Source organism: Bacillus sp. MYb56 (assembly GCF_002976445.1).
Classification (GTDB): Bacteria; Bacillota; Bacilli; order Bacillales; family Bacillaceae_G; genus Bacillus_A; species Bacillus_A mycoides.
This window is the reverse complement of record NZ_PCOH01000016.1, coordinates 103,702-121,314: the sequence shown is the minus strand read 5'-3', so window position 1 is coordinate 121,314 and position 17,613 is coordinate 103,702. Positions and strand designations below refer to the sequence as shown.

At 37.2% G+C, this 17,613-nt stretch carries 17 protein-coding genes and 2 other annotated features; of the genes, 12 read left to right on the top strand and 5 right to left on the bottom strand.

What is annotated here, in order from left to right; translation table 11 throughout:
- Positions 1–203 precede the first annotated feature (203 nt).
- Together CQ058_RS18985 and CQ058_RS18980 are read left to right on the top strand one after the other, a co-directional pair.
- On the top strand, positions 204–1,115 hold the full coding sequence (locus tag CQ058_RS18985; RefSeq protein ID WP_002189172.1) for an RCC1 domain-containing protein: 912 nt from the start codon (positions 204–206) through the stop codon (positions 1,113–1,115).
- A 251-nt stretch (positions 1,116–1,366) separates the two neighbouring features.
- Positions 1,367–1,567 carry a hypothetical protein gene (locus CQ058_RS18980; protein ID WP_002189173.1) on the top strand — a complete coding sequence of 67 codons (201 nt, stop codon included), beginning with the start codon at positions 1,367–1,369 and terminating at the stop codon, positions 1,565–1,567.
- A 167-nt stretch (positions 1,568–1,734) separates the two neighbouring features.
- Here the strand turns inward: CQ058_RS18980 and msrA are convergent, their stop codons facing one another.
- Together msrA and CQ058_RS18965 are read right to left on the bottom strand one after the other, a co-directional pair.
- Positions 1,735–2,271, bottom strand: coding sequence for a peptide-methionine (S)-S-oxide reductase MsrA (gene msrA / locus CQ058_RS18970; protein ID WP_002189175.1), 537 nt, complete (start codon positions 2,269–2,271; stop codon positions 1,735–1,737).
- A gap of 90 nt (positions 2,272–2,361) precedes the next feature.
- Positions 2,362–3,120 (bottom strand): SDR family oxidoreductase, encoded by a 759-nt coding sequence (locus CQ058_RS18965; RefSeq protein WP_002189176.1) that lies wholly within the window; start codon positions 3,118–3,120, stop codon positions 2,362–2,364.
- 258 nt (positions 3,121–3,378) lie between these two features.
- Positions 3,379–3,624 (top strand) — a binding site (T-box leader).
- A gap of 67 nt (positions 3,625–3,691) precedes the next feature.
- Positions 3,692–3,930, top strand: a binding site (T-box leader).
- A 151-nt stretch (positions 3,931–4,081) separates the two neighbouring features.
- Here CQ058_RS18965 and ilvE point away from each other — a divergent pair.
- Genes ilvE through ilvA form a run of 6 tightly spaced genes read left to right on the top strand, consistent with a single transcriptional unit; the run spans position 4,082 to position 10,983 of the window.
- Positions 4,082–4,981, top strand: a complete 900-nt coding sequence (gene ilvE / locus CQ058_RS18960) for a branched-chain-amino-acid transaminase (RefSeq protein ID WP_000528143.1) — start codon at positions 4,082–4,084, stop codon at positions 4,979–4,981.
- 22 nt (positions 4,982–5,003) lie between these two features.
- Positions 5,004–6,719 (top strand): acetolactate synthase large subunit, encoded by a 1,716-nt coding sequence (gene ilvB / locus CQ058_RS18955; RefSeq protein ID WP_002189179.1) that lies wholly within the window; start codon positions 5,004–5,006, stop codon positions 6,717–6,719.
- Positions 6,716–6,946 carry an ACT domain-containing protein gene (locus CQ058_RS18950; protein WP_002165980.1) on the top strand — a complete coding sequence of 77 codons (231 nt, stop codon included), beginning with the start codon at positions 6,716–6,718 and terminating at the stop codon, positions 6,944–6,946. Before ilvB ends, CQ058_RS18950 begins: the two co-directional genes overlap by 4 nt.
- Positions 6,947–6,960: 14 nt before the next feature.
- Entirely contained in the window at positions 6,961–7,968 is a 1,008-nt protein-coding gene (ilvC, locus tag CQ058_RS18945; protein WP_002189180.1) for a ketol-acid reductoisomerase, read from the top strand.
- Between the two features lie 46 nt (positions 7,969–8,014).
- On the top strand, positions 8,015–9,688 hold the full coding sequence (gene ilvD, locus CQ058_RS18940; RefSeq protein WP_002012150.1) for a dihydroxy-acid dehydratase: 1,674 nt from the start codon (positions 8,015–8,017) through the stop codon (positions 9,686–9,688).
- Between the two features lie 32 nt (positions 9,689–9,720).
- Positions 9,721–10,983, top strand: a complete 1,263-nt coding sequence (gene ilvA / locus CQ058_RS18935) for a threonine ammonia-lyase IlvA (RefSeq protein ID WP_002189182.1) — start codon at positions 9,721–9,723, stop codon at positions 10,981–10,983.
- Between the two features lie 99 nt (positions 10,984–11,082).
- On the opposite strand, the gene CQ058_RS18930 is transcribed toward ilvA, so the two are convergent.
- On the bottom strand, positions 11,083–11,310 hold the full coding sequence (locus CQ058_RS18930) for a hypothetical protein (protein ID WP_078176844.1): 228 nt from the start codon (positions 11,308–11,310) through the stop codon (positions 11,083–11,085).
- 52 nt (positions 11,311–11,362) lie between these two features.
- Positions 11,363–12,466, bottom strand: a complete 1,104-nt coding sequence (locus CQ058_RS18925) for a CapA family protein (protein WP_002189184.1) — start codon at positions 12,464–12,466, stop codon at positions 11,363–11,365.
- A gap of 213 nt (positions 12,467–12,679) precedes the next feature.
- On the opposite strand from CQ058_RS18925, the gene CQ058_RS18920 reads away from it, so the two are divergent.
- From CQ058_RS18920 to CQ058_RS18910, 3 genes are all read left to right on the top strand, one after another.
- The gene (locus tag CQ058_RS18920) at positions 12,680–13,399 is read left to right on the top strand and encodes a DUF554 domain-containing protein (RefSeq protein ID WP_000236011.1); all 720 of its coding nucleotides are present in this window, start codon (positions 12,680–12,682) and stop codon (positions 13,397–13,399) included.
- A 14-nt stretch (positions 13,400–13,413) separates the two neighbouring features.
- Positions 13,414–14,280, top strand: coding sequence for a GNAT family N-acetyltransferase (locus CQ058_RS18915; RefSeq protein ID WP_002126793.1), 867 nt, complete (start codon positions 13,414–13,416; stop codon positions 14,278–14,280).
- Between the two features lie 116 nt (positions 14,281–14,396).
- Complete coding sequence (locus CQ058_RS18910; protein ID WP_002086285.1) at positions 14,397–15,611, top strand: multidrug efflux MFS transporter; 1,215 nt, start codon at positions 14,397–14,399, stop codon at positions 15,609–15,611.
- A gap of 55 nt (positions 15,612–15,666) precedes the next feature.
- Here the strand turns inward: CQ058_RS18910 and CQ058_RS18905 are convergent, their stop codons facing one another.
- Complete coding sequence (locus CQ058_RS18905; protein ID WP_002189189.1) at positions 15,667–16,428, bottom strand: DODA-type extradiol aromatic ring-opening family dioxygenase; 762 nt, start codon at positions 16,426–16,428, stop codon at positions 15,667–15,669.
- Between the two features lie 209 nt (positions 16,429–16,637).
- Here CQ058_RS18905 and CQ058_RS18900 point away from each other — a divergent pair, with 209 nt between their 5' ends.
- Positions 16,638–17,561, top strand: coding sequence for an alpha/beta fold hydrolase (locus tag CQ058_RS18900; protein ID WP_002189191.1), 924 nt, complete (start codon positions 16,638–16,640; stop codon positions 17,559–17,561).
- The last annotated feature ends 52 nt before the right edge of the window (positions 17,562–17,613 follow it).

The window sequence follows — 17,613 nt, the reverse complement described above, 5'->3', positions numbered from 1 at the left end:
CTTGATTTTTCAGGGCTTTTTTATTAAACTGTCCATTTTATAGGGTACAGTTCAATTTAAACTGGAGGTTTTTATTTTTTGAAGAAGAAGAAGTAGTAGGTTCCTTTGGAGATGTAGATTTATAAAAAAGTTAGTTCATTTATAATGAAATTTGATGAAAATATATATTTGGATACAGTTGCTTATATGCAAGGAGGTAAAACATGAATTACATTTCACCGAAAGAAGAGGTGTTAAAAGTGAAACGGTGGCCTAAAAATACGATAGCAGCGGGTCGTGGTCATACCGTTGCTCTTAAATCGGATGGCACGGTGGTAGCAGTGGGCCGAAATAAAGAAGGAGAATGCAATGTAAGTGGCTGGCGTGATATTGAAGCAGTCGCAGCGGGCAATGTTCATATGGCGACGAACACGGGTAATGCTCATACAATCGGTCTTAAATGTGACAGTACTGCGGTTGCAGTGGGTTGGAATAATCATGACCAATGTGATGTAAATGATTGGCATAATATTGTATCGGTTGCGGCGGGGTGGCGCCGTACCATTGGCCTTAAACCGGATGGCACGGTGATAGCAGTGGGCCGAAATAAAGAAGGAGAATGCAATATAAGTAGCTGGCGTGATATTGTGGCGGTCGCGGTGGGTGACTGGCATACAGTCGGTCTTAAATTGGACGGAACGGTGACGACTGTGGGTAATAATCGATATGGCCAATGCAATGTAAGTAGCTGGCGTGATATTGTGGCGATCGCGGCGGGATATCTTCATACAGTTGGTATTACATCTGACGGTATGGTGACGGCTGTGGGTAATAATAAACGGGGGCAATGTGATGTAAGCGATTGGTGCGATATTGTGGCGATCGCGGCAGGGAGTAGTCATACAATCGGCCTGAAATCGGATGGTACTGTAGTAGCTATGGGTTCAAATGAGTATGGTCAATGTAATGTAAGCGATTGGAGCGATATTGTAGCGATAGCGGCGGGGTGTGCACATACCGTCGGCCTTACATCTGACGGCACGGTGGTAGCAGTAGGTGATAATGAATATGGCCAATGCGATGTAGACAGCTGGCACGGTATCCGACTACCCGATCCCAATATTTTGTCAATCTAAATATTTGTTGATGGGGAATAAGAATGTTTAATTTCTAGTAAATCGCTGGTAATATTATGTTATTTCAGGCGTAATTATGGAATAGGATATGTAGAAAATAATCAAATTTAAATCTGCTGAGTAAGAATCTCTATTCAAAAGGGGTTCTTATTCTTTTCGATAAAATGAGGGTCTAAATGGAATTTTCGAACAAACTATATTTCAAATACAGTAGAAGACATAGTTTACAAAGCATAAGGAGAGGTGAAGAGATGTTTAAAAAGTTTTTGCTTTTTTTACCAGATTTTTCACTTGTATGTATCATTCTCTACATAACGTACACAAATTCTCTTAGTTTTGGACAGATGTTATTAATTGCGATTGTAATTGGAATAATTGGTACGCTTGTTATAAGAATATGTAAGGATGTATTCACGTACATCAAGTGGACAATTAAACAAAGGAAATCTTGAATATGTTTAATAGCTATTAGGAGGAGATGAAATGACTAATAAAAAGAATAGAGTAAAAAACGAGATAGTACTTTGGACATTAACAGCGGTTGTTCTTTTAATTGTATGGTACTTTTTTCAAAGATAAAAACGCATCGCACTTTGAAAAAAAGCACGATGCGCTTTTATTATTTTTTTTGCCAATTTTCTTTTATAAAGTCTTCACGGCCAGATTCTTTTTGCTCAGTAGCATATTTCTCTGGATTCTTTTTATAGAAATGTTGGTGGTACTCTTCTGCTTCATAAAAAGGTGCAGCAGGAAGAATTTCAGTCACAATAGGATCTTTAAACATACCGCTTTCTGCTAGCGTTTGCTTCGATTTTTCTGCAAGCTCTTTTTGTGTTTCATTATGATAAAAAATTGCTGTGCGGTAAGAGGGACCACGGTCAAAAAATTGTCCGCCATCATCAGTCGGATCGATTTGTGGCCAATATAAATCTAGTAATTTTTGATACGGGAAAATAGAAGGATCGAATGTAATTTGAACGACTTCTAAATGGCCAGATGTTCCAGCTTTTACTTGTTCATATGTTGGATTTTCTATATGACCACCTGCATAGCCAGAAAGTACTTTATGAATACCAGGAAGTTCATCAAATGGTTTTACCATGCACCAAAAGCAGCCACCAGCGAAGGTTGCGAGTTCGTATGTTTTTTCGGACATTGCTGTAATCCTCCTAAATATATATGTTTTATATAGTATTATATAAATTGTTTTATTGCGCAATAAAAAAGATTTGAAAATATATGTTTTTTATAAACAAGATCCTCCGCTCACATCAATTAATTGTCCAGTAACCCATCGGCTGTCTGGAGAAGCAAGAAATGCAGTAGTATCGGCAATGTCTTCTACTTCACCTAAGCGATTGAAGGCGGAAATAGTAGTAGCGTACTGTTTCATCATTGGGTCGCTCAATAGTTCTGCATTCATATCTGTTTTAATAAAGCCTGGAAGTATTGCATTTACTGTTATTCCTCGTGCTCCGAGTTGTTTTGCAAGCGTGAAAGTCATCGTGTTAATTGCACCTTTCGTCATACTATATGCAACGAAATCAGGCAAAGAAATGCGGGTGGCAGCTGATGAAATATTAATAATTCGGCTATTGTCACGTAAACGTGGTAGTGCTTGTTGAATGATAAAGAATGGTGCTTTTGCATTTACTGAAACGATTCTATCAAAAAATTGTTCAGTCGTTTCTTCAATAAAAGCACCAGGTCCAATTCCAGCGTTGTTTATTAAAATATCAAATTCCGTTCCACCAGTTCGCTTTTGCAATTCAGTATCTAAAGAATTATATAGGTTTTCTACACCGTGTAAAGATTCAAGATTTGCACCGATAGAAAAAGCTGATCCGCCATTTGATTGAATTTCATGAACAGTTTCTTCAGCATCTTCTTTTCGGTTACCATAATGAACAGCAACTAATGCACCGTCGTTTGCTAACCGTTTTGCGATAGCACGTCCAATTCCTCGGCTTGCTCCTGTAACTAATGCTATTTTACCTTTTAACATAGTTTTCTCATCTCCTCATAAATTGTATATGTTTTTAAGTTGTTTTTCTTTATGTAGTAAAGCGAACATACTTAAGTAATATATGAGTATGTGTAAGAAGTTCATTCCGATTTTGTTTTGAGAAAAAATAAATATATTTCTGGTAAATAGAATGAATTTTAATATTTTTCTAAAAACATGTTGACAATGGAAAGAACCGCGTCCTATAATACGTGTAACAAATAAAAGTTAATTAAGAATTTTCTAACTTTATATGTTGTATATGCAAAGAAGAGGAAAGTAGATGATTATGGTCGTTTCAGAGAGCTACTCCTAGGCTGTGAGAGTAGTAGCAATCGAATCATTGAAGATCACCTCGGAGCATCGCTTGCGAAAGGGAAACTGAGTAGAGGGCGGCGGCATCGTCTCCGGTAAAAGGACGGAGGTCTGATTGGACCTATGAAGCTTATATTTCGTGAGAAGTATAAGGAAGCTGAGTGGTAACGCGAAACTCTCGCCTCAGCAATCAAAGCTACTAATTTGTAGTAGTTGATTGCTGAGGCGAGAGTTTTTATTTTAAAAAATAGAATAAAAGAATGCGAGGAAGAGGAGAGTAAATGATAAAGATTGTTTCAGAGAGCCGCCCAAAGGCTGTGAGGGTGGTAACAATTGAATCATTGAAAATCACCTCGGAGCACTGCTTTTGAAGTTAGTAAAAAGTAGCGGAGTTGTTTCCGATAGAAAAACAAAAGTCTAATTGGACTTGCAGAGCTTATATTTCGTGAGAAGTGTAAGGAAGCTGAGTGGTACCACGAGTCTCTCGTCTCAGCAATGGATTGCTACAAGTGTGTAAGTAATCGATTGTTGAGACGAGTATATTTTTAAGGTTAGTATACTGAATATTCTGTCAAAAATACTCATCTCAGCAATCGATATAGAAATAGGTTGCAAAAATAGAGAGAAAAAAGAGGAGCGATGTGAGATGGGAAACCAGTACATTTATATGAATGGGGAATTTGTAGAAAAAGAAAAGGCAGTTGTTTCAGTATATGATCACGGCTTTTTATACGGGGACGGTGTATTTGAAGGGATTCGTAGTTACGGAGGAAATGTATTTTGTTTAAAAGAACATGTGAAACGATTATATGAATCGGCGAAATCTATTTTACTTACAATTCCAATGGCGGTTGACGAAATGGAAGAAGCAGTTTTACAAACATTGCAAAAAAATGAATACGCAGATGCCTACATTCGATTAATTGTTTCAAGAGGAAAAGGTGACTTAGGACTCGATCCGAGAAGTTGTGTGAAACCGAGCGTAATTATTATTGCAGAGCAATTAAAGTTATTCCCGCAGGAATTTTATGATAATGGACTAAGCGTTGTATCTGTTGCATCAAGACGTAATACACCAGATGCATTAGACCCACGTATTAAGTCAATGAACTATTTAAATAACGTACTTGTGAAAATTGAAGCGGCACAAGCGGGAGTGCTAGAGGCTCTTATGTTAAATCAACAAGGATATGTTTGTGAAGGGTCTGGAGATAATGTTTTCATTGTGAAAGATGGAAAAGTGTTAACACCTCCTTCGTACTTAGGGGCGCTAGAAGGTATTACGAGAAATAGTGTGATTGAGTTATGTGAGCGACTTAATATTCCGTGTGAGGAAAGGCCGTTTACTCGCCATGACGTATATGTAGCAGATGAAGTGTTTTTAACAGGAACTGCAGCGGAACTAATTCCTGTAGTGAAAGTAGATTCAAGAGAAATTGGAGATGGAAAACCAGGAGATGTAACAAAAAGATTAACCGAAGAATTTAAAAAATTAACGAGAGAAAGAGGAGTACGTGTTCCAGGATTGGCGGAAAGTTTAGCGTAAATAGGGAGAGGAGTTAATTGAAATGGAGGAACAGTATACGGCATGTGATGAACTGCAGAGTGAAGAAACTACAGGTGCTGGACACGTTATTCAATGTTTGAAGAAATTAGGTGTAACGACCGTTTTCGGTTATCCGGGCGGAGCGATTTTACCAATATACGATGCGTTATACGAAAGTGGTTTAAAGCACGTGTTAACTCGTCATGAACAAGCTGCAATTCATGCAGCGGAAGGATATGCGAGAGCTTCTGGAAAGGTTGGGGTAGTCTTTGCTACCTCTGGACCAGGGGCGACGAATTTAGTTACGGGTTTAGCAGATGCTTATATGGATTCGATTCCTTTAGTTGTCATTACAGGGCAAGTTGCAACGCCTTTAATTGGTAAAGACGGATTTCAAGAAGCGGATGTTGTCGGAATTACAGTACCTGTTACGAAGCATAATTACCAAGTTCGTGATGTAAATCATTTATCACGAACTGTGCAAGAAGCTTTTTACATCGCCGAAAGCGGGCGACCGGGACCGGTATTAATTGATATTCCAAAAGATGTTCAAAATGCAAATGTAACAAGTTTCTTTAATGAAGAAGTGGAGATTCTAGGATATAAACCAGAACCTTTGCCAGACAGTTTGAAACTGAGAGAGGTAGCAAAATCAATTTCAAAAGCAAAACGCCCACTTCTGTATATCGGGGGAGGCGTCATTCATTCAGGCGGATCTGAAGAACTCATCAAGTTTGCGAGGGAGAATCGTATTCCAGTCGTTTCAACTTTAATGGGACTGGGTGCATATCCGCCGGGAGATCCGTTGTTTTTAGGAATGCTCGGTATGCATGGAACGTACGCTGCAAATATGGCAGTAACAGAATGTGACTTATTACTGGCGTTAGGTGTTCGTTTCGATGATCGTGTAACAGGAAAATTAGAACTTTTTTCTCCTCATTCGAAAAAAGTACATATTGATATTGATCCTTCTGAGTTTCATAAAAATGTAACTGTAGAGCATCCGATTGTTGGTGATGTGAAAAAGGCGCTACATATGCTGTTACATATGTCTATTTATACACAAACAGATGAATGGCTTCAGAAAGTGAAGAAATGGCAAGAAGAATATCCACTTTCATATAAGCAAAAAGAATTTGAGTTAAAACCACAGCATGTTATCAACTTAGTAAGTGAATTAACGAATGGTGAAGCGATTGTCACGACAGAGGTAGGACAGCATCAAATGTGGGCTGCTCACTTTTATAAAGCGAGAAAACCACGGATTTTTCTAACATCAGGGGGATTAGGGACGATGGGATTTGGTTTTCCAGCAGCAATTGGTGCTCAGCTTGCAAAAGAAGAAGAACTTGTCATCTGTATTGCTGGTGATGCTTCTTTCCAAATGAACATTCAAGAGCTGCAAACAATTGCTGAAAATAATATTCCTGTCAAAGTATTCATTATAAACAACAAATTTTTAGGAATGGTAAGGCAATGGCAAGAAATGTTTTATGAAAACCGTTTGTCGGAATCGAGAATTGGGTCACCAGATTTTGTGAAAGTAGCAGAAGCTTATGGTGTAAAAGGGTTAAGAGCAACAAATTCGTTTGAGGCGAAAAAGGTAATGTTAGAAGCGTTTTCTCATGAAGGTCCTGTCGTAGTTGACTTTTGTGTAGAAGAAGGTGAGAACGTCTTTCCAATGGTTCCGCCAAACAAAGGGAATAACGAAATGATTATGAAGAGGTGGGAAGAATGAGTCATACTTTTTCATTAGTTATTCATAACGATCCGAGCGTCTTATTACGTATAAGCGGAATTTTTGCTCGGCGTGGTTATTATATTTCTTCTTTAAATTTAAACGAAAGAGATACAAGTGGTGTTTCTGATATGAAACTAACAGCAGTTTGTACTGAAAATGAAGCAACGTTACTTGTCAGTCAGTTGAAAAAATTAATCAATGTACTGCAAGTAAATAAATTATAAGGAGTGTATGGAATATGAAAACTTATTATGAGAAAGATGCAAATTTAGAGCTATTAAAAGGGAAGACAGTTGCGGTAGTTGGATATGGATCTCAAGGTCATGCACAAGCACAAAACTTACGAGATTCTGGTGTGGAAGTTGTAGTTGGTGTTCGTCCTGGTAAATCATATGAAGTAGCAAAAGCAGATGGGTTTGAAGTAATGTCCGTTTCAGAAGCGGTTCGAACCGCACAAGTTGTACAAATGTTATTGCCGGATGAACAGCAAGCGTATGTATATAAAACAGAAGTAGAAGAGAATCTTCGTGAAGGACAAATGTTACTTTTCTCACATGGATTTAATATTCACTTCGGGCAAATTAATCCGCCAAGTTACGTAGATGTAGCGATGGTCGCGCCGAAAAGTCCAGGTCATCTCGTTCGCCGTGTCTTCCAAGAAGGAAATGGTGTTCCGGCATTAGTCGCAGTGCATCAAGACGCAACGGGAACAGCACTACATGTAGCATTAGCGTATGCAAAAGGTGTAGGTTGTACACGTGCAGGTGTAATTGAAACGACATTCCAAGAAGAAACAGAAACAGATTTATTCGGTGAGCAAGCAGTGCTTTGCGGAGGAGTAACAGCACTTGTGAAAGCTGGTTTTGAAACGTTAACGGAAGGTGGATATCGTCCTGAAATTGCATACTTTGAATGTTTGCATGAATTAAAGTTAATTGTTGATTTAATGTACGAAGGCGGATTAACGAATATGCGTCATTCTATTTCAGATACGGCAGAGTTTGGAGATTATGTAACAGGATCGAGAATTGTTACAGATGAAACGAAGAAGGAAATGAAACGTGTTCTTACAGAAATTCAGCAAGGTGAATTTGCGAAGAAATGGATTTTAGAAAATCAAGCAGGGCGTCCAACGTATAATGCGATGAAAAAAGCAGAACAAAATCATCAGCTAGAAAAAGTAGGAGCAGAGCTTCGTGAAATGATGAGCTGGATTCATGCACCGAAAGAATTAGTAAAGAAATAGATTACGAGAGTATAAGTGAAAAATATGTAAGAGGGGATTTGACAAGATGAGAAGTGACATGATTAAAAAAGGTTTTGATAAAGCTCCGCATCGTAGTTTATTAAAAGCAACTGGTTTGAAAGATGAGGATTTTGATAAACCGTTTATTGCGATTTGTAATTCTTTTATTGAAATTATTCCAGGGCATAAGCACTTGAACGAGTTTGGGAAACTTGTTAAAGAAGCAGTACGTGCAGCAGGCATGGTTCCATTTGAATTTAATACAATTGGAGTAGATGACGGTATTGCGATGGGTCATATCGGTATGCGTTATTCGCTTCCGAGTCGTGAAATCATTGCAGATTCAGTAGAAACAGTTGTAAATGCACACTGGTTTGATGGAATGATTTGTATTCCAAACTGTGACAAAATTACACCAGGTATGATGATGGCTGCACTTCGAATAAACATTCCAACTGTTTTCGTTTCAGGTGGTCCGATGGCAGCGGGGAAAACATCTAAAGGGGAAGTTGTCGATTTAAGTTCTGTTTTTGAAGGGGTAGGAGCCTATCAATCTGGGAAAATTTCAGAAGAAGAATTAAAGGATATTGAAGATCATGGCTGTCCATCTTGTGGTTCTTGTTCCGGTATGTTTACAGCGAACTCTATGAACTGTTTATGTGAAGTGTTAGGTTTAGCTCTTCCTGGTAACGGGAGTATTTTAGCGATTGATCCAAGACGTGAGGAGTTAATTAAACAAGCAGCAGAAAAATTGAAAATTTTAATTGAAAGAGATATTAAACCACGCGACATTGTAACAGAAGAAGCAATTGATGATGCGTTTGCACTTGATATGGCGATGGGTGGATCAACGAATACAGTATTACACACGTTAGCACTCGCACAAGAGGCGGGGTTAGATTACGATATGAACCGCATTGATGCAGTTTCAAGGCGTGTACCGCATTTATGTAAAGTAAGTCCAGCTTCTAATTGGCATATGGAAGATATCGATCGCGCAGGCGGGATTAGTGCAATTTTGAAAGAGATGAGCCGAAAAGAAGGGGTACTTCACCTTGATCGTATAACTGCTACTGGGCAAACATTAAGAGAAAACATTGCTCATGCAGAGATTCAAGATAAGGAAGTTATTCATTCTCTAGAAAATCCTCATAGTGAAGAAGGAGGATTACGTATATTAAAAGGAAACCTTGCGAAAGACGGAGCGGTTATTAAAAGCGGAGCAACAGAAGTAAAACGATTTGAAGGACCTTGCGTTATTTTTAATTCACAAGATGAGGCGCTTGCCGGCATTATGCTTGGGAAAGTTAAGAAAGGAGATGTAGTTGTTATTCGCTATGAAGGACCAAGAGGCGGACCTGGTATGCCGGAAATGTTAGCACCAACATCAGCAATTGCTGGTATGGGATTAGGAGCAGATGTTGCACTTTTAACTGATGGTCGCTTCTCTGGTGCTTCACGTGGTATTTCGGTAGGGCACATTTCACCAGAAGCAGCAGCTGGCGGAACGATTGCACTTCTTGAACAAGGAGATATTGTATGTATTGATGTTGAGGAACGCTTGTTAGAAGTGAGAGTTAGTGATGAGGAATTAGAGAAGCGTAAAAAAGGGTGGAAACGACCAGAACCAAAAGTGAAAACTGGGTGGCTTGGACGTTATGCACAAATGGTAACATCGGCGAATACAGGTGCAGTTCTGAAAATCCCGAATTTTGATTGAGCCAATATAAAAAGAGATAAGGATGATATAAAATGGTGCAAAATGTAAAGGAGAGAGTGAAAATTGAAGATATCTTAATGGCTCATAATTGCATGAAAGATATCATTATTAAAACACCGTTACAACGAGATTCAGTTTTATCTGAGAAATATGAATGTGACGTATATGTTAAGCGAGAAGATTTACAAGTTATTCGTTCTTTCAAAATTCGTGGTGCGTATAATTTAATTCAAAGTTTACCGAAAGAAAAGTTACAAAATGGTGTTGTTTGTGCAAGTGCTGGTAATCATGCGCAAGGAGTTGCTTATACGTGTAATTTATTGAAGATTCCGTCAAAAATTTTCATGCCGACAACGACACCTAAGCAAAAAGTATCACAAGTTGAATTTTTCGGTGGTGATTTCGCAGACATTGTATTAGTTGGTGATACATTTGATAGTTCTTTCCAAGAGGCGCAGCGCTATTGTGTGGAAAATAGGATGACATTTGTACATCCGTTTGATGATCCGTATGTCGTTGCTGGTCAAGGAACAGTCGCTGTTGAAATTATGCATGATATGGAGAAACCAGTTGATTATATATTTACAGCAATTGGCGGTGGTGGATTAGCATCTGGTATTGGTACATATGTAAAGGGGGTTAGTCCTACTACAAAGGTAATCGGTGTAGAACCGATGGGAGCTGCATCTATGAAAGAAGCCTTTCTTCAAAATGAAAATGTTGCATTAGATAAGATTGATAGTTTTGTTGATGGTGCAGCAGTTAAGAAGGTAGGAAAGTTAACTTTTGAAACATGTAAAGATGTAATTGATGATATTGTTTTAGTACCGGAGGGAAAGGTTTGTACAACGATTTTAGAACTGTATAAGAAAAATGCGATTGTAGCAGAGCCAGCTGGTGCGCTTTCTATTGCGGCACTTGATCTATACAGAGATGAAATAAAGGGAAAAACAGTTGTATGCACGTTAAGTGGTGGAAATAATGATATTGATAGAATGCAAGAAATGAAAGAACGATCCCTTATTCATGAAGGATTAAAGCACTATTTCATCATTGAATTTCCGCAACGTTCAGGAGCACTACGAGAGTTTCTTGATAAAGGATTAGGACCGGAAGATGATATTACTCGCTTTGAGTATATTAAGAAACATAATAAAGAAAATGGTCCAGCTTTAGTGGGGGTAGAATTAAAGCATAAGGAAGACTATGAAGCTTTAATTACTCGTTTTCAAGAAAATAACATTCAATTCGTGGAGCTTAATAAAAATCCTGTGCTGTTTGATTTACTTATTTAATAAAAGAAAAGACTTAACATACAATTCTACTTGAAATAAAAAAGGTAGATACAAGCGGAGGGAAATCCTGCTTATTCTATCTTTTTTATTCTTTGAAAGTTAAACGAAATACGCTCCATATTCAAGAAGGATAAAGCTAGTTAACCAAAAAAGTATTGCAATACGAATGATTACATACATTGTAAATTCAAAGGGAGTAAGTTTTCTCTCTCGCTTTATTTTTCTTAGAAGTCTAACAGAAAAAAATGAACATAAAAGCAGGATCGATATAGATATTTTATACACGTTTTCTAACAGACTTATATTTTCTAATAAGTTTTTCAGCATATTCATCACCTATCCCGTAATGTATGTTACAGAGAAATGAATTTCGTGCTGTTTAGTTGCGTTTGTTGATTATTTTTCCAGTATCATCAATTTCTACATCAGTTGAAACCGTTTGTAAATATTGCAGTGCTTTTTTCTTTTCTTCTTCATTTACAGGAGAAACTTGGTTGTTGCGAATGATGTAAGGATTGAATGACATTTGGACATCCTTACCTTTAAAGGTTAAAGTTAATACGCCTGTTTCGGCACTCTTTCCATTTACATAATTCGGGAATAAAAAGTTTCCTAACGAGTATGCGATAGGAACTTTATTGTAATACTCAAATCCTTGTAACCAATGCGGGTGACTTCCAACGATTGCATCAGCACCCGCCTCTACCATTTTCGGAACATATTGTTTCTGGTATTCTATTGGACGATTAGATTTTTCGACGCCCCAATGCATATAGACGATTACATAATCAGCATCTTTCTTTTGCTCTTGAATTGTTTTTGTTACAAGATCTAGATCATATCCGTTTGCAACGCCAGGTTTATTGTCACCAGCTACCCAATTAAAGTTAGGCATAAAGCGTACAAAGGAAAGAAATTTAAACTTTTTTCCTTTTACAGTTAGTTCACGAGCAGTATAAGCATCTTCAGCACTTTTTCCGGCTCCAGTGTAAGGTAGTTTTAATTTTTCGACGTGAGAAATGGTGTCTAGTAGTCCATCTTGCCCATAATCAAGCGTATGGTTATTGCCAATGTTCACGATGTCATATCCGGTGTTTTTAATGGCTTGTAGTGTGGATGGATCACTTTTAATCCAAAATTGTTGCCCAGATACTTTTTTTTCTCTCGTTGTAAATGCTGACTCTAAATTAACAAAAGAAATATCAGCTTTCGTTATTTCTTCTTTTACGTGTTGGAATGGATAATCAGCCCCATTTTTTTCGATTACGGGACGTAATTGCCAATCGAACATTGTATCACCAGAGAAGGTGAGTGTGATTTCAGGGTCTTCGGTTTTCTTTTCGCTTTTTGAAGCTGTTTTACTAGATTTGTTTTGCATATCAGGTTTGTCTTTCGCTTTTGAAATAAAAGAGTAGTTGATTAATAAAACAATTGGTGTAATGAAAAAGGCTATTAACAGAAATCGTTTTAGTAAAGTTTTCATAAATACCTTCCCTTTTGAGTTTATCCCGCAATTAGATTAACAATGAATCTACTAAAGGCAATCGGTCTTTGTATAGTTACAAAAAAATAGCGGGTTATGTAGTGAAAAACGTTTGTTAATATTCACAATATCACGTTAACATATAGGTAACCTGTAAATCAATGTATAAACCAAAATATAGAAATAAAGAATTCGAAGGGTGAAGAATGAGAAATGGTTATATTAGGAGCAGTTGTAAATGGGATTTGTATTATATTTGGTACTTTACTTGGTAAATTATTTAGTGCGATTCCAGAAAGTATGAAGGGAACAATTATGCATGCAATTGGTTTAGCGGTTACTGTACTTGGACTTCAAATGGCATTAAAAAGTGAAAATTTTCTTGTTGTCATACTAAGTTTAGTTATTGGTACGGTAATCGGAGAATGGCTACAATTAGAAGAAAGGTTAAAACTGTTAGGGGATTGGCTAGAAAATAAAGTTGGATCGAAAGGGAAAGGGAGCATATCAGAAGGCTTTGTAACAGCCACGCTTATTTTTGCAATCGGAGCGATGGGGATACTTGGTGCATTGGACAGTGGGATTCGCGGAAATCATGATATTTTATTTACAAAGGCGATTATCGATGGATTCATTTCTATTATATTAACGACAACTCTAGGAATTGGCGTAGTATTTTCAGCGATTCCAGTGATTTTATATGAGGGAGGTATTGCAGTTTTTGCAACACAAATTAATAGTTTTGTTCCAAAAGAATTAATGAATCAATTTATAGTGGAAATGACGGCTACTGGCGGTATTATGATATTCGCAATCGGATTAAACTTACTTGGATTTATTAAAATTAAAGTGGCAAATTTACTTCCAGGCATATTAATGGTTGGAGTAATTGTTTCTATTATATACGGTTATGGTTTGATAATAAGTCATTAGGGGAAGGGATATAGATGATGGAATTCCAATTTACAAAACGTGCATATAAAATATTGGAGATTGCAGCAGAAGAGGCTGAGTGTAGTAAAGGTATTATCCATCCAGTTCATCTATTTATAGGAGCTTGTAAGGAAGGTACTGGAGTTTGCGCGGAGTTACATATGTATTTATTTCACACGGTGGGTATGGATTTTTTAGCAAAGATATCGTTACTCCAACAATATTATGCAAATGAAATAGAATACATAAATGTTGGGGAGTTTAAAGTTTCAAATAAGACGATAGAAGTTTTAAAAGTAGCGAAGAAACGGATGGAACGTTTTCAGCAAATAGTAATAAATGAAGGGCATGTTTTATATGCAATTTTTCAAGGGGATACAGTTATTGATAAGGTTATAAGTGAAAAGATGAAAAAAGATCTATTGCAAATTACATCTGAACCAAGAGACTTGACGGTTGCATTAACAATATTTGATCCTATTTGTAATAGTTTAAGCTGTAATATTAGAAAAGCGATCTCTTCTGATTTTGAAAAGTTGGCACGTTTTGTTAAGGATGAATTTGGTGAGCGTTGGTTAAAATCTTTAGATTATGGATTTCGGACATATAAAGAAGAGTTACCTATTTTTATTGCTGAACAAGGAGGAGAAATCATTGGTTTCGCTTGTTATGATGTTGTGAGAGGAAAGAAAGGGTTGTTTGGCCCGATGGGTACAGCGAAACATAATCGTGTGAACGGTGTTGGGAAGACGTTATTGAATCATTGTTTATATAACATGAAGAAAAGCGGATATGAGTATGCAATTATAGGACAAGCAGGTCCGATTGAGTTTTACGAGCGATGCTGTAATGCACGTTTAATACCCATAGGAGATAATTAACTCTATCCCTTTGCAAAGAATGCAAAGGGATAGAGTTTTATTATGTATAAATCAAATTACTAAACTTTTTCCAGGAAACGGTGTAGAATGGGTATCTAATGAAAGAAGGTGTGAAAATGGCCAGCTGGAAACGAAATTTAATGATTTGTTGGCTAGGTTGTTTTACCACTGCAGCCGGTATGAGTTTAGTAATTCCTTTTTTATCTTTTTATATTGAGGAATTAGGAGTGACTGGCACTTCTAGTATTGCACAGTGGTCGGGACTTGCATTTGGTGTGACATTTTTAATGGGTGCGATCGTATCACCAATATGGGGCAAGCTTGGTGATATACATGGTCGGAAATTGATGCTTATACGTGCGAGCCTTGGTATGGCGATAATTATGACGCTTATGGGGTTTGTGACAGATGTGTATCAATTAGTCGCACTTCGGTTTTTAATGGGATCGGTATCAGGTTTCCTTTCTACAGCGATGACACTTATAGCTGCAGAAACTCCGCAAGAACATTCAGGTTGGGCAATTTCTACAATCTCAACTGGAGGCGTGAGCGGTTCATTACTTGGGCCGATACTCGGAGGTTATTTGTCAGAGTTAATCGGAATGCGCCATGTTTTTCTAGTTACAGGAGCTTTCTTATTCCTGTCCTTTCTTATCGTCTTTTTCTTCTTACATGAGGAGAAACATTCTGCTAAAGAAAAAAAGGCACAGCCGAAAAAAGTATGGACGATGGTCCCTGCAAAACATTTAATAATAAGTTTATTTGTAGCAACGTTTATTATTCAGCTTGCAAATATGTCGATTCAACCTATTATTACGTTGTACGTAAAGCATTTGGCAGGACCAGGAACGGATCATATTGAAATGCTTGCAGGTGCAGTCATGTCTGCGACAGGATTAGCAGTTATTTTAGCAGCTCCTAAGCTAGGAAGATTATCAGATCATATTGGACCTCAAAAAACGTTAGTTGTAGCGTTGTTTGCTGCAGGAATTATTTTTATTCCGCAAGCATTTGTAACCTCAGCTTGGCAACTATTAATTCTTCGCTTTTTATTAGGTATTGCACAAGCAGGACTATTACCTTCCGTACAAACTCTACTAAAACAACATACGCCAACCCATGTAACGGGACGAATATTTGGATATAATCAATCGTTTCAGTTTTTAGGAAATATGATTGGGCCAGTACTTGGTGGACAAATTGCAGCTCATGCAGGCTTCCAATATGTTTTCTTCTCTACATCATCACTATTATTTATTGCGTGCATTTGGGTTTATTTTCATAGTAAGAACGAAGAGGTATCAGAGAAACGACATTTGGAAGTTAGTTAACTATGTGAATGAAAAACAGAAAAAGGATGAAGCAATATTGCTTCATCCTTTTTCATTAAAATTGAAGGAAAAGATAACTTAATGTACCAAGCTCGTAGCTACGGTGAATGACCGTACCGTCGTTCTCACCACTACCCATCGCGATAAATAGAGGAATAAAATGTTCCGCTCTTGGTACAGCTAATTGTGCATGAGGAGCATTTCTTTCCCAGTTAAACAATGCATCTTTATCGCTAGTATGCATATGATTTATAATCCAATCATCAAATTCAATCGCCCATTGTTCTGGAGTTGTTTCATTCCATTTTAATGCTCGTAAATTATGAACAGTAACTCCGCTGCCGATTACTAAAATATCTTCTTGTCCAAGTCCTTTTAGTGCTTCTCCAATTTCAAATTGTTCTTTTGCAGGAAGGAATGGATTTACTGATATTTGTACGACAGGAATATTGGCTTCTGGGTACATACGATGCAGGAGTGTCCATGAGCCATGATCTAAACCTCTCGTCATATTATGATGGACTGGAATGCCTTTGTTTTTAAATTTTGTTTCTAGCATAGACGCAATGCTAGAAGAGCCTTTCGCATGATATTTGATTTCGTATAACTCAGGAGGAAAACCTCCAAAGTCATAAATTGTTTCATATACTTCATCTGAAGAGGAGATCGTTAATACTTCACTTTCCCAGTGAGCGGTAAAAATAACAATAGCTTTCGGTTTATATGTTTCTCCAAGTGTCTTTAAAAAGCGTGTATAGTCTGTATCTTGAATAGCAAGCATAGGTGATCCATGTGCTAAAAATAGTGAGGGCATCATGATTAAAACCTCCTAAAAATATATTAATTACTTTATGTGAGTAACTATATAATTTTACTTTAAATCCGTCAAGATAATAGTTTAATATATAATCGGAAAAATAGATCATTTGTCATAATGAAAGCAATTGCATATAATACATAATAAGAATAATGAATGTTTATTCATTATAAAAAAAGATATACATAATAGATTTGGAGGCTGTCGGAATGAGCATACAGGAAAATTTCGTTACGGCATTGGATAAATCGGAAATTTACTTGCGTAAATGGTTACCAGAAGGAAATCCGCGGGGAATTGTTCAAATTGCACATGGTATGACAGAACATGCAGGTGTTTATACAGAATTTATTGATGCTTTATTAGAAGCAGGATATGGTGTTTATGCTCATGATCATAAAGGGCATGGAAAAACAGTGAAAAGGGAAGAAGACTATGGTCATTTTGAACCAAATGTAGGTTGGAATCAGGCTGTGTCTGATGTTATCTTTGTTTCGGAAATGATAAAAGAAGAGCAGACATGCCCGTTATTTTTACTTGGACATAGTATGGGTTCTTTTTTATCAAGACGTGCTGTACAACTTAAAGGTGAATTATATGATGGATTCCTTATTTCAGGAACTGGTGGAAATCCAGGGCTTTTAGGAAGTATCGGTCATAAAGTAGCGACAATTGAGATGAAACTTCGCGGAAAGAAAACGAAAAGTCCGATGCTGAACTTCTTATCTTTCGGAAACTTCAACTCACACTTTAAGCCAAATCGTACGAAATTTGATTGGTTATCTTCAGATATTCATCAAGTTGATAATTATATTGCGGATCCGTTATGTGGATTCATTTGCACGACTAGTTTTTACCGAGAATTGTTTCATGGAGTTCTAGAAGTAAATAAAATAGAAGAATACAAGAAGACACCAAAAAATCTTCCAATACATATATTCTCTGGTGATCGTGATCCTGTTGGGGATATGGGGAAAGGTGTAAAAGAAGTATACGAGAACTATAAAAAATGTGGTGTGAAAGATGTAACACTTCGTTTATATGAAAATGGTAGACATGAAATGTTCCATGAAGTGAATAGAGAAGATGTATTTCAAGATTTGATTTCATGGTTAGATGAGCATATTGTATAAGAAGAAACCTCACTTCATGCTGAAGTGAGGTTTTTTGAAAAATTGGAGGATT